18 protein-coding genes, 1 pseudogene and 1 other annotated feature (1 of these 20 cut by a window edge) are annotated in these 23,290 nt (G+C 34.8%); of the genes and pseudogenes, 14 read left to right on the top strand and 5 right to left on the bottom strand.

Annotation, left to right across the window (positions count from 1 at the left end; genetic code table 11):
* Positions 1-241, top strand: a binding site (T-box leader); it begins 8 nt to the left of the window's first position.
* A gap of 99 nt (positions 242-340) precedes the next feature.
* From H8S00_RS02555 to leuS, 6 genes and pseudogenes are all read left to right on the top strand, one after another.
* Positions 341-921: pseudogene (locus H8S00_RS02555) on the top strand (chorismate-binding protein).
* 25 nt (positions 922-946) lie between these two features.
* Complete coding sequence (locus H8S00_RS02550) at positions 947-1,177, top strand: beta/alpha barrel domain-containing protein (RefSeq protein WP_118588441.1); 231 nt, start codon at positions 947-949, stop codon at positions 1,175-1,177.
* Positions 1,178-1,195: 18 nt separating this feature from the next.
* Entirely contained in the window at positions 1,196-2,380 is a 1,185-nt protein-coding gene (gene trpB, locus H8S00_RS02545; protein ID WP_118588442.1) for a tryptophan synthase subunit beta, read from the top strand.
* Entirely contained in the window at positions 2,373-3,143 is a 771-nt protein-coding gene (trpA, locus tag H8S00_RS02540; protein ID WP_118588443.1) for a tryptophan synthase subunit alpha, read from the top strand. Before trpB ends, trpA begins: the two co-directional genes overlap by 8 nt.
* Before the next feature lie 127 nt (positions 3,144-3,270).
* The gene (locus H8S00_RS02535) at positions 3,271-4,626 is read left to right on the top strand and encodes a L,D-transpeptidase (RefSeq protein ID WP_118588444.1); all 1,356 of its coding nucleotides are present in this window, start codon (positions 3,271-3,273) and stop codon (positions 4,624-4,626) included.
* A gap of 93 nt (positions 4,627-4,719) precedes the next feature.
* A complete protein-coding gene (leuS, locus tag H8S00_RS02530; RefSeq protein WP_186839942.1) occupies positions 4,720-7,134 on the top strand; it encodes a leucine--tRNA ligase in 2,415 nt (804 codons plus the stop codon).
* Positions 7,135-7,314: 180 nt separating this feature from the next.
* On the opposite strand, the gene H8S00_RS02525 is transcribed toward leuS, so the two are convergent.
* From H8S00_RS02525 to H8S00_RS02515, 3 genes are all read right to left on the bottom strand, one after another.
* Entirely contained in the window at positions 7,315-7,620 is a 306-nt protein-coding gene (locus H8S00_RS02525; protein ID WP_021953281.1) for a hypothetical protein, read from the bottom strand.
* Between the two features lie 11 nt (positions 7,621-7,631).
* Entirely contained in the window at positions 7,632-8,006 is a 375-nt protein-coding gene (locus H8S00_RS02520; RefSeq protein WP_118588447.1) for a hypothetical protein, read from the bottom strand.
* Between the two features lie 179 nt (positions 8,007-8,185).
* A complete protein-coding gene (locus tag H8S00_RS02515) occupies positions 8,186-8,428 on the bottom strand; it encodes a hypothetical protein (RefSeq protein WP_021953279.1) in 243 nt (80 codons plus the stop codon).
* A 142-nt stretch (positions 8,429-8,570) separates the two neighbouring features.
* On the opposite strand from H8S00_RS02515, the gene H8S00_RS02510 reads away from it, so the two are divergent.
* The 7 genes from H8S00_RS02510 (at position 8,571) to ppk1 (ending at position 19,631) form a co-directional block, all read left to right on the top strand.
* Positions 8,571-9,473: a S8 family peptidase gene (locus tag H8S00_RS02510; protein ID WP_118588448.1), complete on the top strand. Its 903-nt coding sequence runs from the start codon at positions 8,571-8,573 to the stop codon at positions 9,471-9,473.
* 53 nt (positions 9,474-9,526) lie between these two features.
* Positions 9,527-11,809, top strand: a complete 2,283-nt coding sequence (locus tag H8S00_RS02505; protein ID WP_186839941.1) for a fibronectin type III domain-containing protein — start codon at positions 9,527-9,529, stop codon at positions 11,807-11,809.
* Positions 11,810-11,963: 154 nt separating this feature from the next.
* Positions 11,964-13,172 carry an NADP-dependent isocitrate dehydrogenase gene (locus tag H8S00_RS02500; RefSeq protein WP_118588450.1) on the top strand — a complete coding sequence of 403 codons (1,209 nt, stop codon included), beginning with the start codon at positions 11,964-11,966 and terminating at the stop codon, positions 13,170-13,172.
* A gap of 33 nt (positions 13,173-13,205) precedes the next feature.
* A complete protein-coding gene (locus tag H8S00_RS02495; RefSeq protein WP_186839940.1) occupies positions 13,206-14,357 on the top strand; it encodes a T9SS type A sorting domain-containing protein in 1,152 nt (383 codons plus the stop codon).
* Between the two features lie 98 nt (positions 14,358-14,455).
* A complete protein-coding gene (locus tag H8S00_RS02490) occupies positions 14,456-16,189 on the top strand; it encodes an ABC transporter ATP-binding protein (protein ID WP_118588452.1) in 1,734 nt (577 codons plus the stop codon).
* Positions 16,190-16,338: 149 nt separating this feature from the next.
* Positions 16,339-17,412, top strand: coding sequence for a 6-phosphofructokinase (locus tag H8S00_RS02485; RefSeq protein ID WP_021953273.1), 1,074 nt, complete (start codon positions 16,339-16,341; stop codon positions 17,410-17,412).
* Positions 17,397-19,631 (top strand): polyphosphate kinase 1, encoded by a 2,235-nt coding sequence (gene ppk1, locus H8S00_RS02480; protein WP_186839939.1) that lies wholly within the window; start codon positions 17,397-17,399, stop codon positions 19,629-19,631. The genes H8S00_RS02485 and ppk1 overlap by 16 nt, the downstream gene beginning before the upstream one ends.
* Positions 19,632-19,689: 58 nt before the next feature.
* On the opposite strand, the gene arcC is transcribed toward ppk1, so the two are convergent.
* Positions 19,690-20,622 carry a carbamate kinase gene (arcC, locus tag H8S00_RS02475; protein ID WP_021953271.1) on the bottom strand — a complete coding sequence of 311 codons (933 nt, stop codon included), beginning with the start codon at positions 20,620-20,622 and terminating at the stop codon, positions 19,690-19,692.
* Between the two features lie 90 nt (positions 20,623-20,712).
* The gene (gene abc-f / locus H8S00_RS02470; RefSeq protein WP_186839938.1) at positions 20,713-22,626 is read right to left on the bottom strand and encodes a ribosomal protection-like ABC-F family protein; all 1,914 of its coding nucleotides are present in this window, start codon (positions 22,624-22,626) and stop codon (positions 20,713-20,715) included.
* A gap of 257 nt (positions 22,627-22,883) precedes the next feature.
* Here abc-f and H8S00_RS02465 point away from each other — a divergent pair.
* The coding region (locus H8S00_RS02465) for a helix-turn-helix domain-containing protein (RefSeq protein WP_186839937.1) at positions 22,884-23,290 on the top strand (407 nt) is incomplete at its 3' end.

Here is a 23,290-nt window from a genome sequence, read left to right as displayed (position 1 = left end):
GTTGACTAAGAGTAAGTAGTCATGTGAGATGTTTTTCAGAGAGTTGCCGTTTGGTGTGAGGCAATAGACTATCAGTGATGAATGGACTTAGGAGGGCAGCTTGAAACTATTTAGATGGAAGTAGACGCTGACGGAGACTCACCGTTAAAAGAGAGCGCATATGATGGTATGCAGTGAGTGAATGTGTTATACATTAATTTGGGTGGCACCGCAGAAGTATTTTATGGCTTTTGTCCCTTAATATTTAAGGGACAAAGGCCTTTTCTTTTTGTTTATCCTATCAATGAGAAATTCCAAAATCTTTTGTCCCAAAATCATTATTATTTTTTGAGGAGGACATATGAACACACAGAAATTTGAAGAAATTGAACATTTACTTGAGGATTACAGCATGATTCCAATATGTAAGGAAATATATGCAGATGTAATCACACCTATTTCATTACTTAGGGAAATGGAGGTCTTTGGGAAAAACTTCTTTCTTTTAGAAAGTGTGGAGGGTGGAGAAAACATAAGAGAGGGAGATATTTTTCAGGGAGTTATTTCAAGACGTTTTGAAGCGGAATATAAGGGAAGCTTTTTAAATGCTTACAGAGTTTTGAGAACCACTAATCCTTCACCATATATGTATTTTATACAGTCAGAAGATATGCAGATAGCTGGAGCTTCTCCGGAAACCATGGTTAAGTTAGTGGATAGGGAACTTACAACATTTCCTGTGGCAGGAACAAGACCAAGGGAAAAACACAGGCGGAGGATATAGAAAATGAGAACAGCCTCATAAAAGATGAAAAGGAATTGGCTGAGCATAATATGTTAGTGGATTTGGCAAGAAATGATAATGATATAGGAAAGATTGCCCGGTACGGAAGCGTGTATGTGGAAGAATATATGAAAATACATAGATTTTCAAAGAATTAACCGGGCATTAAAAGCAAGTGCAAGGATGATAGGTGTTAATAACAGAGATTTAAAAACTTTCAAGGTTGATATTTCAAACAGTGAAAGACTTCGCAGGCTTGTTCCGGATAATGTATTGTTTATTGCAGAAAGCGGTATTAAAACCAACGAAGATATAAGAAGGCTTAAAGAAGCAAAAGTTAACGGAGTTCTTATTGGTGAGACGCTAATGAGGGCAAAAAATAAAAAAGAAATACTTGATGAATTGGCAAAATAGCAGAAAGGAAGAAAAGAGATGAGCAAAGGAAGATTTGGTATTCATGGCGGACAGTATGTTCCTGAAACATTAATGACAGCCATAAACGAAGTGGAAGAAGCATATGAATTTTATAAAAATGACAAAGGGTTTAATGAGGAATTAACAGATTTATTAAACAACTATGCAGGAAGACCGTCACTTTTGTATTATGCAGAAAAAATGACAAAGGATTTAGGGGGAGCAAAAATTTATTTAAAGCGTGAAGATTTAAATCATACAGGCTCCCATAAAATAAACAATGTTTTAGGACAGGTATTGCTGGCAAAAAAAATGGGAAAGACCCGTGTAATAGCAGAAACAGGAGCAGGACAGCATGGGGTGGCAACAGCAACGGCAGCATCTCTTATGGATATGGAATGTGAAATATTCATGGGAAAGGAAGATTGTGAGAGACAGGCATTAAATGTTTTCAGAATGGAACTTTTAGGGGCTAAGGTTCATGCAGTTACCAGTGGGACCATGACTCTTAAGGATGCCGTAAATGAGGCAATGAAGGAATGGACTAACAGAATGGATGATACATTGTATGTGTTAGGCTCAGTAATGGGACCTCATCCTTTTCCTACAATTGTAAGAGATTTTCAAAGTGTAATCAGTAAGGAAATTAAGGAGCAGTTAATGGAAAAAGAAGGAAGACTTCCTGATGCGGTTATTGCCTGTGTAGGTGGAGGCTCAAATGCCATGGGAGCATTTTATAATTTTATTGAGGATAAATCAGTTGAGTTAATAGGATGCGAGGCAGCAGGACTTGGAGTTGATAATCCTAAAAATGCAGCAACAGTGGCAAATGGAACAGAAGGTATATTTCATGGAATGAAATCACTGTTTTGTCAAAATGAAGACGGACAGATTGCACCGGTATATTCCATATCAGCAGGTCTGGATTATCCGGGAATAGGACCGGAACATGCCAATTTACATGATACGGGAAGAGCAAGATATGTTCCGATTACAGATGTGGAGGCAGTAGAGGCTTTTGAATATTTATCAAGAACAGAGGGAATTATTCCTGCAATTGAAAGTTCCCACGCCATTGCTTATGCAATGAAATACGCAAAAACATTAAGTAAGGACAAAATAGTAGTAATAAACGTGTCAGGACGTGGAGATAAAGACGTGGCTGCCATTGCAAGATATAGAGGAGTACAGATTTATGAGTAAGGTAAGTGGAGCATTTAAAAATGGAAAGGCATTTATAGCATTTATAACAGGGGGAGACCCGGATTTAGAAACAACAAAGAAGCTGATTTTAGAAATGCAGGATAAGGGTGCAGATATAATTGAAGTGGGAATACCTTTTTCAGACCCTATAGCAGAGGGAAGTGTTATTCAGGAGGCAGACCTTAGGGCATTAAAGGGAGGCTGTACAACTGACAAACTTTTTGATGCAATTAAGGAAATCAAAGATGAAGTACATATTCCTTTGGTTTTTATGACATATATTAATGTAATATTCAGATATGGAACAGAAAAGTTTATGAAAAGATGTGTGGAATGTGGAATTTTAGGGGTAATAGTTCCTGATTGTCCTTATGAGGAAAGAGAGGAATTAGCACCTTATTGTGATAAGGAAAACATAGATTTGATTCCACTTATTGCACCTACATCAAAAGAGAAAATTGCCAAAATTGCAAAATCAGCAAGGGGATTTGTATATGTGGTTTCATCTCTTGGAGTAACAGGGGTAAGAAGCAACATTACAACAGATATAGGGGCAATGACTAAAATAGTAAAAGAAAACACTGACGTTCCATGTGCCATAGGTTTGGGTATAGGTACGCCAAAGCAGGCAAAGGAAATGAGTGTATACGCTGAGGGTGTTATCGTAGGTAGTGCCATTGTTAAAATTGTGGCAAAATACGGAAAAGACAGTGTTTCATATGTAGGAGAATATGTGAAAGAAATGAAGGATGCCATAATATAAACTACACTTCTTGAAAAATGACGATAATGTTGTATAATATAAATTTGAGGTCGAAGGTATTTTTCAAAAATAAGCTTTTGATTGTTCAGACCTTTAGCATGAATAACATCACACAGAGGTAGAAATTTTGAGTGTAAAACATAAACTTCAAAACAAAAAACTAAAGAATGCTTTAATAATGATTATTGAAATTTTAATTGTTTCAGGCATAATTTTTGGCGTGCTGATGTACTTTCAGGGAAAGGTAAATAAAGAGGCTGAAAAAGCCGGCGGTCTTAGTGGTAAAGGTATAGAAAATGAGACTAAAAAGGCAGATGTTGAGGGCTTGGATGATTATTATATCCAGATTAATAAAAAGCTTAATGCTTTAATTGTTTACCGTTATTCAAAAGATAGGAATACAAAGACGGCATATAAGAGCTTTAGATGTTCCGTTGGACGTGATTTGAAAAAAGGAAAGTATAAAACATCAAAGACCTATTCCTGGCTTGATATTAATGGTAGCTGGCATAAAAACAACACTATGTTTGGAGACAGTTCCTGGATACAGTCGGCAGGATACAACAATAAGTATAACTATACTTTAAATAAAAGTTCATACAATGCAATTGGAAAGAAAAAAAGTTACGGAGCCTGTGTACTGTTAAGTGCAGGGGATTCTGACTGGATTTATGAAAATTGCAAAACAGGGACAGAGGTTTCTGTTGTAAACGGACAAAAGGGTGACAAATTACAGGTGCCTTTTGAAGAATTTACAAAGGCACAAAAGTATTGTGGCTGGGACCCTACCGACACAGAAAGTGACAATCCGTACATGAAAATAAAAAACGGAGAACTTGTAAGTGGTAGCGGTACTGTTTATGTGGAAAGAGGCTACAAACCTAATTATTTAGGTAATATTTTGTTATATGATGAAAATGGTAAAAACAAAACAGGTTTAGTTAAATACAATAAAATAAATACTGACGAAACAGGAGATATAAAGGTTACTTTTAAGTATAAGCTTTCTTCAAAAAAGACTTTAAAGCTTACACAGAAATTTAAGGTTATTGACACGATACCACCTAAGGTTTCATGTTCTAAGGATAGCTTTGTATATGAAGTTGCAAGTAAAGACAAAAAAGACATGAATAGTGAGTCTAACATAACTGACATAACTAATATGGTTAAGGCATGCGCCTCTACCAATGAAAGTGGAAGCAAAATAACCGTATATACAGTTAATAAGGATGAGTTAGATGAAGGAGAGTTTCCGGTAGTAATAAAAGCACAGGATTTGGCTGGAAATGTGGGTTCGTATCAGGTAATGGTGAAGATAGTTTTAAGAGATTCAGGCTCAAATAAGAAATATACACCGCCAAAGGATTTAGAAAAGGTAAGAAAGCAGAAAGCCGGTCTTGAAGAAACAACTAAAAAGCCGGAGAAAAAAAAGAAGAAAGAGAAAACAACAAAAGCTGTTTCACAGGATGAAACAGAAGAATAAAGGATAATAAAGTTAAATAAATTTGACTTTAAAATATAAGTGGATTAATACCACACCATATTATACATGCATTTTTTTAGGAGGAATTAAATTATGGCAACACCTTATAATCATAAGGAAATCGAAAAAAAGTGGCGTCATAATTGGGAAATATCACCAATTAATAAAGATACCACAAAACCAAAATACTATTGTCTTGATATGTTCCCATATCCGTCAGGTTCAGGTCTTCATGTAGGACACTGGAGAGGATATGTTATCAGCGATGTATGGAGCCGTTATAAGATGCTTCATGGATATCATATCATTCACCCTATGGGATGGGATGCTTTTGGACTACCTGCAGAAAATTACGCAATTAAAATGAAGGCACATCCTGCAAAATCAACAGCAGATAATATTGCAAACATTAAGAGACAGATTAATGAAATAGCAGCTCTTTATGATTGGGATATGGAAGTCAATACAACAGATCCTAAGTTCTATAAGTGGACACAGTGGATTTTTGTTCAGATGTTTAAGAAAGGACTTGCTTATCAGAAGGAAATGCCTATTAACTGGTGTCCTTCATGTAAAACAGGTCTTGCAAACGAAGAGGTTGTAAACGGATGCTGTGAAAGATGTGGCGCAGAAGTTACAAAGAAAAATCTTAAACAGTGGATGCTTAAGATTACGGCATATGCAGACAGACTTTTAAGCGACCTTGACAAGCTGGACTGGCCTGAGAAGGTTAAAAAAATGCAGACAGACTGGATTGGTAAGTCATATGGAGCAGAGGTTGATTTTAAATTAGAAAATTCAGATAAGAAGATTACAGTTTATACAACAAGACCTGATACACTTCATGGTGCAACATTTATGGTACTTGCACCGGAACATGCCATGGCAAGAGAACTGGCTACACCGGAAACAGAAAAAGATGTGGAAGCATATATCCAGATGGCAGCAAATAAGTCATCAGTAGACAGACTTCAGGGAAAAGAAAAAACAGGTGTATTTACAGGAAGTTATGCAATTAACCCACTTAATGGTGCAAAGGTCCCAATCTGGCTTTCAGATTATGTACTTGCAGATTACGGTACAGGAGCTATTATGTGTGTACCTGCACATGATGACAGAGACTTTGAATTTGCAACTAAATTCAATATCCCTATTATTCAGGTTATTGCAAAAGACGGAAAAGAAATAGAAAATATGACAGAAGCTTATACAGAAGCTGTAGGAACCATGATTAATTCCGGTGAATGGAACGGAATGGAATCATCAGTTCTTAAGAAGGAAGCTCCTCATATTATTGAGGAAAAGGGCTTTGGAAGAGCAACTGTTAATTATAAGTTACGTGACTGGGTATTCTCAAGACAGAGATATTGGGGTGAGCCTATCCCAATCATACATTGTCCTGATTGTGGAGCTGTCCCGGTACCGGAAGACCAGTTACCATTATTACTGCCGGATGTTGAGTCATATGAACCAACAGGTACAGGTGAATCACCACTTGCAGCAATTGATGAGTGGGTAAATACAACATGTCCATGTTGCGGTAAGCCTGCTAAACGTGAAACAAACACAATGCCACAGTGGGCAGGTTCATCATGGTATTTCTTAAGATATGTTGATAACAAAAACGATAAGGAATTAGTATCTAAGGAAAAAGCAGATAAGTATTTGCCTGTAGATATGTATATCGGTGGTGTAGAGCATGCAGTATTGCACTTACTTTACTCAAGATTCTATACAAAGTTCTTGTATGATATAGGTGTTGTGGATTTTGAGGAACCATTTAAGAAATTATTTAATCAGGGTATGATTACCGGTAAAAACGGTATTAAAATGAGCAAATCCAAGGGAAATGTTGTTTCACCTGATGATTTAGTAAGGGATTACGGTTGTGATTCATTAAGAATTTATGAAATGTTTGTAGGACCACCTGAACTTGATTCCGAATGGGATGAGAGAGGTATTGATGGCGTTTACAGATTTATTACTAAATTCTGGAAGTTAGCCGTAAACAGCATTGAAGCTGATGTAAAGGCTACAAATGAAATGGTTAAATTACGTCACCAGATGATACACACTATCACAAGACGTTTAGAGGACTTTAGCTTAAATACCGTTGTTTCAGGTTTCATGGAATACAATAACAAGTTCAACGAAATCGCTAAGAAGGAAGGCGGAGTTGACAAGGAAACAATCGAAACATTCGTAACACTTTTATCACCTTTTGCGCCACATATTGCAGAAGAGTTATGGGAGATGCTAGGAAAAGAAGGAAGCGTATTTGAAAATAACAAGTGGCCGGAAGCTGACGAGGATTTGATGAAGGATGATGAAATTCAGGTTCCTGTACAGATTAACGGCAAGACAAAGGTTGTTATCAGTGTACCTGCTGACATTTCAAAGGATGATGCCATAGCACAGGGCAAGGAAGCTTTAGGTGACAAATTAACAGGAAACATTATTAAGGAAATTTATGTTCCGGGAAGAATTATAAATATTGTTGCTAAATAATATATAGTGAATATATTACAAAAAAGCTGTCATGGAGTTAATAAGTTCATTAACCCCAGGGCGGTTTTTTTGTGACTTAGAGAGTAAAATAAGACCTGCGTTTGTAAAAACAATGCAGGTCTTATTTTTGGTTGCTCATTAAAAGACTATACTTATGCTATATACAGTCGAAAATTCCTGTCATTTAGAATTTTTGCCGGTTCGTTTATTTTTCTCTAACATTGCCATAATACGTTTCACAGTATCTATGCGTTTAATTTCCTCCGGTGTCATGCCTTCTTTTAAAACATTGAGTATTAAATCTGTTTCGGAATTGGTAAAGTTAATACCCTGTTTTCCGGCAGCATTTGACTGCTGAATAAAATATGTAAGCATTTGCTTAGGCTCCATTCCTTTTGCACCTTCAATTATCTTTGTAAGCATTTCTAATTTCTCATTTGAAATACCCTCTAATACAGGGTCATCCATCCACTTGTTATTAGACATAAAATCCTCCATTAATTATTATTAGTCTGGTTAAAATCACCGCCCATAAAACTGCCTATAAAATCATTCATGGCATTTTCATCCATACTCATCATTTCCATCATGCTCATTATATTTTCAAGCATTTCACGGTTGTCATCATCTAAGAAATCCTTAATGTCATCAAGCATGTTTTCCATACCTTTGTGTTTGTCAGCGTTCATGGCTGCTATGGCAACATTATTATTAATTCTTGCGGCATTTTGTAATTCCTGAAATTTAATAAGCATGCCAATAAGAGTACCGGCATCGTTGTTTATGTAAGGTATTACAGCCTTTACTAACTGCATAGTGCGGTTAGTAACTAAGGAATCATATTTTGTCTGCTTTAATTGTTGCTTTTCCATTAGGCTGTAATCCTCCATTTGCTTTGGGCTTGCGGTTATTAAAGTTTATGCTGATTAATTATTTAAAATGCTTAGGCATATTAGCAATGTTAAGAAGTTAGTATCAGACAAATGCTCACCATATAAGGCGTTATTTAATAAGCATTCTAAATCATATTCATAAAAATCAGTATCATTAACTAGCAGCCGCAACCACAACCGTTTCCGCCACCGCCAAAGAATGAACCGTTACCGCATCCACAGCAGCTTAAGATTAAGAATAACCAGATTATTGAACAGCAGTCATTGCCACCAAAAATTCCGTTTCCACATCCGTTATTACCACATCCTCCACAGAAAATGAGAATAAGGATAAGGAATAAACAGTTATTGTTTCCTCCGTCGCAACCGCATCCGCAGTTTGTTGCTGCTAAATCACTCATGTTAAATCTCCCTAAATTTTTGTTTACACTAAATAATATGGCATAGTGCCTGTCTTGTTTACAAATTTATCTAAATTATATAAATAATGTCGGTGGCAATTACAAAAGCATATATTATATTAAATTTAACAATAGAGGAAATATGAACAGAGTAATAAAAAAATTAGAAATAAATAATATTCATAACCAGAGGATAATGGGAAAGGGAATTACAGTAGCTGTTTTGGATAGTGGAATAAGTAAGCATTTGGATTTTGATAATCGTATTATATATTTTAAGGATTTTGTAAATAAAAGGCATGTCGTATATGATGATGAGGGGCATGGAACCCATGTGTCAGGAATTATTGCCGGCTCCGGTAGAATGTCAAAGGGAAAAATAATGGGAGTTGCACCTGAGGCTGAAATTGTATCGTTAAAGGTGTTGGACAATAGGGGAAGAGGAAAAGAAGAAAATGTAATTAACGGACTTCACTGGATTATTGATAACGGTAAAAAATATGGAATAAGGGTGGTAAATTTATCTTTTGGAACATTAAGTAATGATGAAAAAGCAGGGAAAAAACTTATAGACGAAGTGGAATTATTATGGGATTTAGGGTATGTGGTGGTGGCGGCGGCAGGAAACAACGGTCCGGGACCTAACTCTATTTCAACGCCCGGAGACTGTAAAAAAATAATCACGGTAGGGGCAGAAAATGACAATATTAAGGTATTTGTAAACGGAAAATATACCTATAATTACTCAGGAAGGGGACCTACGAAGCAGTGTATTATAAAACCTGATATTGTGGCACCGGCTAATAAAATTATAAGCTGTTCAAATTTATGGCAAAAAGGCTATCCATATATTGAAAAAAGCGGAACCTCAATGGCAACTCCTATTGTTACAGGAATAGTTGCTTTAATGTTAAATAAGAAGGAAAAATTAACTAATGTGGAATGTAAAAAAATACTTAAAGAAAATGCCATAGATATGTCTATGGATAAAAACAGGCAGGGGGCAGGTCTGGTTAATGCAAATGCAATATTGAATATTCTCTAATGATGTAATAGAATTAGAGAGATAAAAAGAGACAAAAAAGAGGGAGATTTCAAATGAAAGAGAATTTAAAAGAAAAAATGAAAAAAGTTGGGGCGGTTTTATTGGCTTCAACCATGTTAGTAGGAATGATACCTGTGGGAGCAGTACAGACTTCTGCTGCAACGGCAAAAAAGGCATATAACGTAGTGGTTAAGCCTAAGCTGTCATACGACATGGTGGATGGAATATATGGCAACTCCATAATTGTAGGAAAAAGCAAAAATGATATGGATTTATGGGGATTGGTTGACAAGAATGGAAAAGTAATCATTCCGTGTTCTTATGTAAGTGCACAGGTTTTTAACGGAAAAGTAGTTTTACTATGTGATAAAAATTCACAGTGGAGCATAAGAAATTTAAATGGAAAACTTATTAAAAAACTTTCAAAAGAATACGATTATTCAGAAGAAAAGAATGGACAAATTATTCTTGGATTTTATGATGGCACATATGATTTAATTGATTATAATGGAAAAATAACAAAAGAAAATCAGACAATAAATGAAGATTCATTGGGTTATAAGGGAAAGGAAAAATTTGATAATTTATGTTTGCTTCAGGATAAGAAGCACTATTTGGGATGTAAATATTTAGATGGCTCTGAAGAAGACGGATATACCAGATTCTATTACAAAATGGTAGAGGCAGATGGAACTGTTGTTGCAGATATGGGAACAGGTTCTTATTGGGAGCAGATAAATAAAGATATTATACAGGTTGATACAATTTCAGAAAATGATGATAATATATCACAATATAAGACTTTATGGGTAAATATGGATGGAAAGATTGTAAGTGATGTAAATAATAAAGAATATTACAACAACGAAGTAAATAGTTCATCGTTGGAATTGTATAATAACAACGAGTATGTAAGATATAGTTTCCCATCATTAAGTGTTGAAAAGAAAATCACATTAGCAAATGGCAGTGAAACTATTTCTAAGGTATCATTGATAAATGAAAAAATATATTATAAGGCTAATAATCAGTGGTATTTTGTTGATAAAAATACAGGGAAAAGGCAGAAATCTTCAATTTCAGACAGCGTTGAAGAAATTCATAAAGTAAACGCTTCAACAATTATTACATATCAACAGGGTAGGCTTACAGGAAATGTTACCATTATGGATTCTAGTGAGAAAATAAATAAACAGTTTGATTATAATAGTGATTACGTTTATTGTATAGAAGATGGAAGTAATGTAATAGTAAAATATAATAAAGAGAATGGTAATGAAGCAGCAGATATAATTAATACATATTCATTAACAAAAATATTGACAGGATACGAAGACGTTGATGTGTCAGATGCAGACTATTATTCAGCATACAAAAATGGAAAGTTATATTTAGTTTCAAAAGATGGAAAAAACACATCAGAAATTGGAGAGGGAGCATATTGTTATATTTATTCATATGATGAATACAAGGAGTTAAATCTGCTTAAAATAGATGTTTTTTCTAATAGAGGTGTATGGAAGAATACTTATTTATTTGACTATAATGGAAAGAAAGTTACTTCATTGCCGTATAATTCGTCTATTGTCCCGGTGGCATTTGAAAAAGATGCATTTTTGGTGAAGGTTTATAATAACGACTATCAGATTACATCTAGTTATGTAATTACGAAAAATGGTAAGAAAACTATTTCAGGAACAATGTGTTCTTATGAATCAGATAGTTTGGGAAAAATCAAAAAACTGGCAATTAGGGATAAAAATAAAAATTGGAAATTATACTGTGGAGAAGGTAAAAAAGAATATAGCTTTGGAAAACATGGTTATTTAGAATTTGATGGAAATATAGCATATGGTTATGAAATCAGAAATGGAAAAGATTGTAATTATGAAGTAATGTCTGCTACAGACGGAACTGTGATTTTTAAAAAAGGTCAAATTCAAAGTATCAGTAAGTCAACAAATAATTTAAATCCAGTGAAGATAGATGGAAAATGGGGCATTTATAAGTTTAATAAATGGACAGCAGCAGACCAAAAGAGGATGAAGAATGTTCCTCCTGCAAAAACAACATTGCAAAAAGTAAAAGCAGGAAAGAAAAAAGCAACAGTTTCCTTTAAAAAGGTTAGTGATGCTGATGGATATTTGATACAGTATTCTTTAAAGAAAAACTTTAAGGGAGCTAAGAGTAAGTATGTTACAAAAACAAAAGCAACCCTTAGCAGATTAAAGGCTGATAAAAAGTATTTCTTTAGGGTAAAGTCTTACAAAAAAAACGGTAGTAAAAAAGTAACTGCAAAAAAATGGAGTAATGTTAAATCTGCAAAAATTAAGTAGATAAGTTATAATTGATGGTAATATTTACAAAGTGTCCCTGAAAAAGGGGCAATCTGTTTTTGAGAAAAGGTCATTTACCACTTTTTGGTTTACTTTCCTTTGGAATTTAGATATAATCTACAAGGATACTACAAAATCTTAGGAGGAAACAGAAATGGATAAAATTAAAATGACTACGCCCCTTGTTGAAATGGATGGGGACGAGATGACAAGAATTCTTTGGAAACTTATCAAAGACGAATTATTATTACCTTTTGTTGATTTAAAAACAGAGTATTATGATTTGGGACTTGATTACAGAAATAAAACTAATGATCAGGTTACTTTTGATTCAGCAGAAGCTACAAAGAAATACGGTGTAGCCGTAAAGTGTGCAACAATCACACCTAATGCTGCAAGAATGCCTGAATATAACTTAAAGGAAATGTGGAAAAGCCCTAATGGAACAATCAGGGCAATTCTTGATGGAACAGTATTTAGAGCACCTATTATTGTTAAGGGTATCGAGCCATATGTAAAAAATTGGACAAAGCCTATTACAATAGCAAGACATGCCTATGGTGATGTTTATAAGGGTGTTGAAATGAAAATTCCGGCAGCCGGAAAGACAGAACTTGTTTACACTAATGAAGCAGGAGAGGAAACAAGAGAATTAATTCACGAATTTGACGGACCGGGAATTATTCAGGGTATGCATAACATAAATAAATCAATAGAAAGTTTTGCAAGAAGCTGCTTTAATTTCGCTCTTGATACAAAACAGGATTTATGGTTTGCTACAAAGGACACTATTTCAAAGAAATATGACCATACATTTAAGGATATTTTTGCAGATATTTTTGAAAATGAATATAAGGAAAAATTTGATGAAGCAGGAATCGAGTATTTCTACACACTTATTGACGATGCAGTTGCCCGTGTAATGAGATCAGAAGGTGGATATATCTGGGCTTGTAAGAACTATGATGGTGATGTTATGTCAGATATGGTTGCTACAGCATTTGGTTCATTATCAATGATGACATCAGTGCTTGCTTCACCTAACGGATATTATGAATATGAAGCTGCTCATGGAACAGTACAGAGACATTACTATAAGTATTTAAAGGGAGAAGAAACATCAACTAACCCGATTGCAACTATTTTTGCATGGACAGGTGCCCTTAGAAAGAGAGGAGAACTTGATAATCTTCCTGAACTTATGGCATTTGCAGATAAGCTTGAAAAGGCTTGTATTGATACAATTGAAAATGGAGAAATGACAGGAGATTTATATCTTATTTCAACATTGGAAAATAAGAAAAAACTTAATACGGAGGAATTTATATTAGCAATTCGTAAAACTTTAGAAGGGCTGATGTAATCTCAATATATAATATTAGAAGGAGATTAAGAGATGAAGAAAATCATGAAAGGGTTAGTATTAGTTGCTTCATTAGCTGTAATGATGTTTGCCATGTCATTTGCAGTATTGGCAGTTGATACTATTACACCAACCAAGTCAGTAACAGGTAGTGAAAAGAGTGCAACGAAAACTTATACTTTTACACAAAATGATAAGTTTCCGGGACAGAAAAGTGATCAGGGCTTAGTAATTCCGGTTAATATTTCAGAGCCGGGAGCTCTTGAGTTAAATGTTAATGTTGTCAGACTGGATAAAAACATGACAGTAGAAATTTATACTGATGCCCAGTGCACTAACAGAATAACAGGTTTTTACAAGTATCTTACAGTAGGTGAGGTTAATGCTAAAGGGTATGTTGCTTTAAGTAACAAGGGAACATATTACATTAGATTAGAATCATCAGTATATGATGACAGCGTGTATACTAACACAGTTAATATTTCCACCCGTTTATATTTAAGAGGAGAAAGAAATATTAAGTCAGGTCAGACAATTACTTACTACAGAAACAGTGGAAGTGATGAATACTTATTTAAATATAAGGCTGGAAAAACAGGAAAGGTTACAGTAAGTTTTTCCTACGAATATGGAAGTTATCTTACATTGTTAAACTCAAAGAAGAAGGCTTTGTCAGATGAAGAATGGGTATCATCAGGATATAACTTTAATAAGTTTACTTTCGCAGTAAAGAAGGGTGTTACTTATTACTTTAAAGTTAAGTCAAATGGCACCAGTGGTAATACGGCAGCCGGAAATGGTAACTTACATACAATTAATGTAAAGAACACAGCTGTTAAAGCAAAGGCAGGAAGCAGTAGAAAGAAAGCTGTTACTATTAAGTATAATAAGACAGCTAAGGGATTAATTACTGCCGGTGATAAATCTGCCAAGTGGTATAAGATAGCTCTCAAAAAGGGAAAGAAGCCTGCTTTTATACTTCAGGGAGATTTAACAGGAAGCGTTAAAATTCAGATTATAAATAAGAGTGGAAAAGTTATTTCAAGTAGCACATGGAGTGGATCAAAGTCACAATATAACTCATGGGGTAACTGGAAAAAAGGTACATATTATATTAAAGTGTCAAGAGCTAACTCATTATCAAGCGGATACTTTACTATAAAGAATAAACAGGCTAAGAAATAAATTTACACAATTTAGTTTAAAGACCTTCGGCAATGCCGGAGGTCTTTAGTATAAACAAAACTATTATCCAAATTAACAAAGAAATCAGGAGCAAAATAATGAGAGAGACATTAAAAAAGATGATATCATACTACAAGCCATATAAAGGAGTGTTTTTCACGGATATGTTTTTTGCAATTATGGCATCAGCAGTAGCACTTGTGATACCTTTGGTTGTAAGGTATGTTACATCAACTGTTATTTATATGGATAGGGATAAAGCAATGAAAACTCTTGTAATTATTGCCGTAGTAGTTACACTGCTTATATTGTTTCAATGCTATTGTAATTATTATATTTCAAATTACGGACATGTTATGGGAGCAAGAATTGAATATGATATGAGAGCAGAAATATTTGCACATTTTCAAAAGATGCCTTTTTCTTTTTATGATGACCAAAAGGTAGGACAGTTAATGTCCAGAATAACATCAGATTTATTTGACATAACGGAGCTTTTGCATCATGGACCGGAAAATATAACTATTTCAGTAATAAAAATAATAGGTGCTCTCATTATTTTAATGAGTATAAACGTAAAACTTGCCTTTGCAGCCTTTGTGCTGATTCCTTTTATGATTATGTATGCATACTTTTTCAACAAAAGAATGAAAAGGGCATTTAGGGAAAATCGTGTAAAAATTGCTGCTATAAATGAACAGATAGAGGATAATCTATCAGGAATAAGAGTGGTTAAATCTTTTGCCAATGAAGATATAGAAAATGAAAAGTTTAAAGTGGGAAATGATGCATTTTTAGACGCAAAGAAAAACAGTTATCATTACATGGGCGGATACAATTCAGGACTTACAGCTTTTAATACAATGATAAACCTTATTGTAATTGTATCAGGTGGAATTATGATTACTAGAAATGCCGTAAGTATAACAGATTTACTGACCTTTTTACTTTATATTAACATTTTTACTGACCCGGTGAAAACATTAATTGATTTTACGGAACAGTTTCAAAACGGATATTCAGGATATGAGAGATTTCAGCAAATATTACAGTTAGAACCGGAAATCAGGGACAGGGAAGATGCTATAGAATTGAAAAATGTTAAAGGAAATATTTCTTTTGACAATGTTTCCTTTAGATATAATGATAATGCGCACAGAGTTTTAAAACATATTAATTTAGATATAAATGCAGGGGAATATGTAGCTTTAGTAGGTTCCTCCGGTGCGGGAAAATCAACCTTATGTAATCTTATACCAAGATTTTATGAAGTGTCTGACGGTAAAATTTCCGTTGACGGGCAGGATATCAGAAACATAAAACTTAACAGTTTGAGAAAAAACATAGGAATGGTACAGCAGGATGTGTATCTTTTTGCCGGAACTATATTTGACAATATAAAATATGGCAGACCTGATGCCACTAAGGAAGAAGTAATAGAGGCCGCAAAGGAGGCAAATGCCTACGACTTTATAATGTCTCTCCCAAAGGGATTTGATACGGATATTGGTCAAAGGGGAATAAAATTATCAGGAGGACAGAAGCAGCGTTTATCCATAGCAAGAGTATTCCTTAAAAATCCACCTATTTTGATTTTTGATGAGGCAACATCCGCATTAGATAACGAAAGTGAAAAAATCGTTCAGAAATCAATGGAAAAATTAGCCAAAAACCGTACAACTTTAGTTATTGCCCACAGACTTTCAACTATTAGAAATGCTAAAAAAATACTGGTTTTAACTGAAAATGGAATAGAGGAACAGGGAACCCATGAAGAATTAATGGAGAAACAGGGAATATATTATGATTTGTATAAACTTACAAAGCTTTAAAAGTGTAATTAAAAACTTTACACAAATATATGATATAATTTATATAGATTTTATAAAAACGTGGTAATATACAGTGTATTTGGGAAAGATAGTAATAAGATTTCGCTTAATGCACGGAATAAAAATAATGTATTAAGGAGGACTTATCAATGAAAATAGGTTTTTTAACAAGTGGAGGCGATTGTCAGGCATTAAATGCAGCAATGAGAGGTACGGCAAAGTACCTGTATGAAAAGGAAAGAAATAAAGTTGAGTTTTATGGTTTCCTAGACGGATATAAAGGTCTTATAAGGGGCAATTATAAAAAAATGAAGATTGACGACTTTGAAGATATTTTAAATTTAGGAGGTTCTGTTATTGGAAACTCCAGAACACCTTTTAAGCTGATTAATGAGCCGGACGAAGAAGGACGTGACAAGGTTAAGTCAATGATTGACACTTATAAGAAAACAGGTCTTGACTGTTTAGTGGTTGCAGGAGGAAACGGTTCCCACAAAACAGCAAATCTTTTATTTGAAAAGGGGTTAAATGTGGTTACACTTCCTAAAACCATTGACAATGACTTAGAGGGAATTGATGTAAGTTTTGGATTTCAGTCAGCTATTGATGTGGCAACAGATTATATTGACAAACTTCAGTCAACTGCAAAATCCCACGGAAGGGTGTTTGTGGTAGAAGTAATGGGACACAAAACAGGATGGCTTACGCTTCACGCAGGAATTGCTTCAAACTCAGATATTATATTAATACCTGAAATTCCTTACGATATTAATGCAGTAGTAAAAGATATTGAAGAAAAGGAAAAAAGAGGTAAGAAATATATAATTATTGCGGCAGCGGAAGGAATTATTTCAAAAGAAGAAAGCCTGCTTACAAAGAAAGAATTGAAGAAAAAACGTAAAGAGGGAGGAAACCTGATAGCAGCGGAAAGACTGGCGAGGGAACTTGAACCATATGTGGACAAAGAAATCAGAACTGCTTCAATAGGTCACATTCAAAGAGGTGGCAATCCATGTGCTTATGACAGGGTATTGGCTACAAGGCTGGGAGTTATGGCAGGAGAATTAATTGAAAACAAAAAATATGGTTATATGGCAACCTTTGTGGATAATAAAATATCAAGTGTTCCATTAAGTGATGTTGCCGGTAAAACTAAGATGGTTAATATTGATAATCAGCTTGTGCTACAGGCAAAAAAATTAGGAATATGTTTAGGAGAATAGCCGGTGCAATAGTTTTGACTATAGGTAAGGCACTTAAGTTTAAGAAGGAAGAGAGGGTTATGGAAGAGAGAGTTTCACAGGAAATAAAAAAAGAGGAAAAAATGGAAGTTAAGGATAATAAGTACAATATGGCAAAAAGCAAAAAGCACGGCAATAAGCCAAAGCTCAAGAAGAAACCTTATTATGATAATAGGGAGTTATCCTGGCTTAAATTTAATAAACGTGTGTTAGAAGAAGCAGCTGACAAGAGGGTTCCTCTTTGTGAAAGGCTGTCCTTTGCCAATATTTTCATTAGTAATTTAGATGAGTTTTATATGGTAAGAGTGGGTTCAATTTATGATCAGATGCTTTTAGATAACACTGTTAAGGAAAATAAGACACAAATGGTGGCAAGTGAACAGCTAGAGCATATTTTTAAACACACCAAAAATCTTCTTAAAATTAAAGACGATGTATATGAGGAATTAATGAAGGAAATTAAAACGCAGGGAGTTGAACTTATTAGTTTTAAGGAAATTTCAGATGAAGATGCCGCATACTTAGAAAAGTATTTTTACAGCACTGTTATGCCTCTTCTTTCACCACAGGTGGTGGGAAAGAAACAGCCGTTCCCGTTCCTTAATAACAGGGAAATATATGCTGTGGCTCTTCTTGGCTCAAAAAGTAATGAAAAGTTATGTATTGTGCCTTGCAGCAATGGAGTGTTTAACCGATTGGTACAGATTCCATCAAGCAAAAATAAATATATGTTGGTGGAAGAACTGATTCTTCATTTTATGCCGAAGATTTTTGAAAAATATACAGTTAAAAGTAAGTCTTTAATTAGAATTATAAGAAATGCTGATATTGACATAGATGATCAGCAGTTTGATGATGACGCACTGGATTACAGGGATTCCATGGAGGAACTTATAAAGGTAAGAAGGAGACTTTGCCCTGTAAAATTAGAGTATTCAAGGATGCTGGATGAAAAGGTTATTAAGTCACTGTGCAGGGAACTTGACTTAAGCATGGATCAGACGTTTTATTCAGAGTCTCCGTTAGAGCTTTCTTTTGTATCTAAAATACAGGATGTTTTAAGAAATAAAAAGGAATTATTCTTTAACAGAAGGGTTCCTCAGCTGTCAGCTAATATTGATGAATCCCGTCCGATGATTGCCCAGATAGAAGAGAAGGATATTTTGTTAAGCTATCCCTTTGAAAGCATTAATTCATTTTTGAGACTATTAAAGGAAGCAGCTTATGATAAAAGGGTTGTGTCCATAAAAATGACTTTGTATAGGGTAGCAAAGGATTCCAGAGTAGTGGAAACGCTGATTGAAGCTGCTGAAAATGGAAAAGAAGTAGTGGTAATGGTGGAACTTAGAGCGAGATTTGATGAGCAGAATAATATTGAATGGTCAAGACGAATGGAAGAGGCAGGTTGCCGTATTATATATGGAATTGACCATACAAAGGTACATTCAAAAATATGCCTTATTTCCTACAGCGAAGAGGGACACATAAAGCATGTAAGTCAGATTGGCACAGGTAATTACAACGAGAAAACTTCAAAGCTATATACAGATTTGTCTCTTATGACTTCAAATGAACAGATAGCCCAGGAGGTTTCTGAAACATTTAACAAAATTTGTATGGCTCAGGTTATGGAACAGACAAATCATCTCCTTGTGGCACCAAAATGTCTTCAGAATAAGGTTATTCAAATGATAGAAGATGAGATTAATCATGTAAAAAATGGTGGCGAAGGCTACATAGGACTTAAACTTAATTCATTAACTGACAAGAAGATAATGGAAAAGTTAGTTGAGGCATCCCAGGCAGGGGTTAAAATTGACATGGTTATTCGTGGAATATGTTGTCTTGTGGCAGGAGTTAAGGGATATACAGAAAATATCCGGGTAATTAGTATTGTGGGAAGATATTTAGAGCATTCCAGAATTTATATTTTCGGAACAAGGGACAGAGATAAAATTTTTATTTCTTCAGCGGACTTTATGACAAGAAATACTGTGAGAAGAGTAGAAGTGGCAGCACCGGTTTATGATGAAAAAATAAAGAACAGGATTAGACATATTTTTGATATTATGTTAAAAGATAATATTAAGGCAAGGTATATGGACAATGAAGGTGTTTATCACAAAGTAGAAAATGATGATGAACCAATTAATTCCCAGGAGTTTTTCTTTCAGGAAGCCTATGACGCGTTAAAGAGATAAACATAAAAAAACGGTTGAATTTCAGAAATTATGATTTCAACCGTTTTTTATAATAAGATTATTTGATGATGGTACCGATGTTTTCCCTGATACCATCTTTGGCTTTACTTAAGTTAGTAATAATGGCTTTTCTGTCATTACCTGCTAAAACAAATGAAAGTGAAGCATCAATCTTAGGAAGTGATGTAACAGGATCAAAGTATCCAGCATCAATAAGCTCCTTAGCCTCATCTGTAGAAATGTTCTTTAATGTTTCAGTAGCACCCTCCTTTTCAATAGTCATATAATCATTAGATGTAAGAATCATGAGGGTAGAAGCATCAAGCATATCTGCAAGCTTTGCAGCTGTGTAATCCTTCTCTATAATTCCACTGGCACCTTTAAGACCTGTACGCTGCTGTAATACAGGAATACCGCCACCACCTGCAGCAATAACTAACTGATGGGCATCAACTAAAGCCTTAATGGCATCAATTTCATATATGTCAATTGGCTTTGGACTGGCAATTATTCTTCTGTAACCATCCTCGCCTTCTTCGTATTCTACATAATTTCCCTTTTTCTTTTCATTTTCAGCTTCTTCCTTTGTCATAAGACGTCCGATAACCTTTGAAGGAGCATTAAATGCACGGTCAAAAGGATCAACTCTGACCTGAGTAATAATGGTACTTACAGGTTTGTAAATCCCTCTTGATAAAAGTTCAGTTCTAATGGCATTTTGTAAGTCAAATCCTATGTATCCCTGACTCATGGCACCACATATAGACATAGGTGCAACAGTTCTGTCCGGGTCAAGTCTTGAATACTCAGTCATAGCTGTCTGGATCATTCCAACCTGAGGTCCGTTACTATGAGTAATAATAACTTCATATTTTTCTTCTACTAAGTCTGCAATAGCCTTAGCAGCTAATTTAACACGCTCCTGCTGCTTAGGAAATGACTCGCTAAAGGCATTTCTTCCAAGAGCGACTACAACTTTTCTATTCTCCATAATGATAGTCTCCTTAAATGTAAAATGATATATCTAGTATAGAATAAAACAGCCTAAAATACAATAAATAACCTTGATAAAATCAAATAATTAAAGCTGGTCTGACAACTCTTCCCACTGTAACATTAAATCATCAAGCTTCTTACTGATATCGTTTTGTTCCTTACTGATTTCGTTTAATTTAGCTGAATTGGTAGATACGGAAGGATCCTCAAGCATCTCATCTAATTCATTTAATCTGTCTTCACATTTTTTTATTTTCTCTTCAACTTTAGAAATGTCATTTTTCAATTTTCTAATCCTTGCGGCTTCAGCCTTCCTTTCTAAATAATCAAGTTTATTATCTGAAACAGTTTTTGCTTCCTTTTCCTTGACAATTTCCGGGGCGAAGGTAGCAGTAAGCTGTTCTTTTTTTTCTTCATAGTAATCGTAATTACCAAGGTAATTAATTAATTTGGTATGAGTTAGTTCCAAAATACGGCTTGCAGTACGGTTAATAAAATAACGGTCATGGGACACATAAAATACTGTACCGGTGTAGCTGTTTATGGCATTTTCCAAAATCTCCTTTGAAGTCATATCCAGGTGGTTGGTAGGTTCATCCAAAATAATTAAGTTAGCCTCTGAAAGCATAAGCTTTGCCAGAGATAAACGACCTTTTTCGCCACCGCTTAAATCGGAAACTAATTTAAAAACGTCATCACCCGTAAACATAAATGCAGCTAAGGTGTTTCTGATTTTGGTATTAGTCATATCAGGATAGGCATCTGCAATTTCCTCAAACAGTGTATTGCTGTCAGTAAGGTTATGCTGTTCCTGGTCATAATAACCGATATGCACGTTAGTACCTAACTTTACCATGCCGCTATCGGCAGAAATAATATTATTGATGATTTTTAATATAGTGGTTTTACCTGTACCGTTATCACCAATTAAGGCAACATGCTCGCCACGTTTGATTTCAAAATTAATATCCTTAAAAAGCAGTGTGTTGTAAGACTTAGAAAGGTTTTGAACAGTTAAAACGTCATTTCCACTTACACAGTCAGGTTCAAGGGTAATATTCATGGCAGCATTTAATTCTTCGGGCTTATCCACTAATTCAATTTTATCTAAAGCCTTCTCACGGCTTTCAGCACGTTTGTAAAACTTTTCCTGTTTATAAGAGCGAAGTTTGGCAATAACTTCTTCCTGATGTTTAATTTCACTTTGCTGTTTAAGGTAAAGATTAAGCTGCACCTCTCTAAGCTGTTTTTTCTTTTCAGCAAAGGCGGAGTAATTGCCATCATAAATATGACACTTATGATTTTCAATTTCAATGACCTTAGTTACGATTCTGTCAAGAAAATATCTGTCATGGGCTATAATAAGTACCGCACCTTTATAGTTTAAAAGATAATTTTCCAGCCATTTAATGGAATTTAAATCTAAATGGTTAGTGGGTTCGTCTAACATTATAATGTCAGGCTTTCCTAAAAGGAGTTTACAAAGGGCAACTCTGGTTTTCTGTCCTCCAGATAATTTCCCCACTTCTTTATTAAAATCATCAGAAGTAAATCCTAAACCTTTAATGACACCTTCAATTTCGCTTTTGTATGAATAACCATCTAACATTTGAAAGCGATGTTCAAGATTAGTATAGTCTTCAATAAGTTTTTGAAGGGCAGAACCTGACAGGTTAGCCATCTCCCTTTCATATCCCATAAGGCGCTGTTCCATGTTAATTATGTCCTGCTTAACGGATTTTACTTCTTCATATATGGAATTAGTGGAGCTTAAATCCTGATACTGGGCAAGATAACCGATGGTTTTATCCTTGCCAATGGTAACATTTCCATTATCAGCGCTAAGTTCCCCTATTAGAATTTTCATTATGGTTGACTTGCCGGCACCGTTATTTCCCACAATGGCTGCTTTTTCATTATCATTAATAAAGAAAGAACAGTCATCTAAAATAGTGTCAACACCATAAGATTTTGATATATGATTACATGATAATATCATTTGTTTTCTCCTGTAAAAGTAAATTTTCCTGGAAAACAGTTTACCATAAATAAGCATATTTTTAAACTATATGTTTATAAATCCCATTAACTCCAAAATTAAAATTTTAAATTCCACTCTCCCATCTCACAGTGGAATTTACTTTTACATAAATGGAATTTAACCTTTCACACCATTTTCTCCCATTCATTTGCATATTTATCTCTTTCCCTGTATGCTTTTTCCATGCTCTCTGATGGCGGTAGAAGGAGGTACACATGTCTAACCTTATACCGGGAAACCAGAAACACTTAACTTTAGATGACCGTAAATTTATTGAAGACTCTCTAAATGAAGGACTTTCCTTCAAGGAGATTGCCAAATATCTTTGCAAGGATCCAACTACCATTTCAAAAGAGATTCGTCTTCACCGGGTTGATGACATTCAACCAAAACGGATATTTAATAATCCGCACAACTTTTGCACCAAAAGATTTCGATGCAAACGTACAAATGTCTGTGAAAAGATTATTCTTTGCGACATCAACTGTGCTTCCTGCATGAAATGCAATCAGGTGTGCAAATCTTTTGTGAAGGAGTGCTGCTCCCGTTTGGACAGGGCTCCCTATGTGTGCAATGGCTGTGATAAACCACTTCATCGGTGTAATGTTCCTCATAAATACCG

The organism is Eubacterium segne (assembly GCF_014287775.1).
Taxonomy (GTDB): domain Bacteria; phylum Bacillota; class Clostridia; order Lachnospirales; family Lachnospiraceae; genus Eubacterium_G; species Eubacterium_G segne.
Note: the sequence above shows the minus strand (reverse complement) of the source record. Positions and strands in the feature narration are given on the sequence as shown.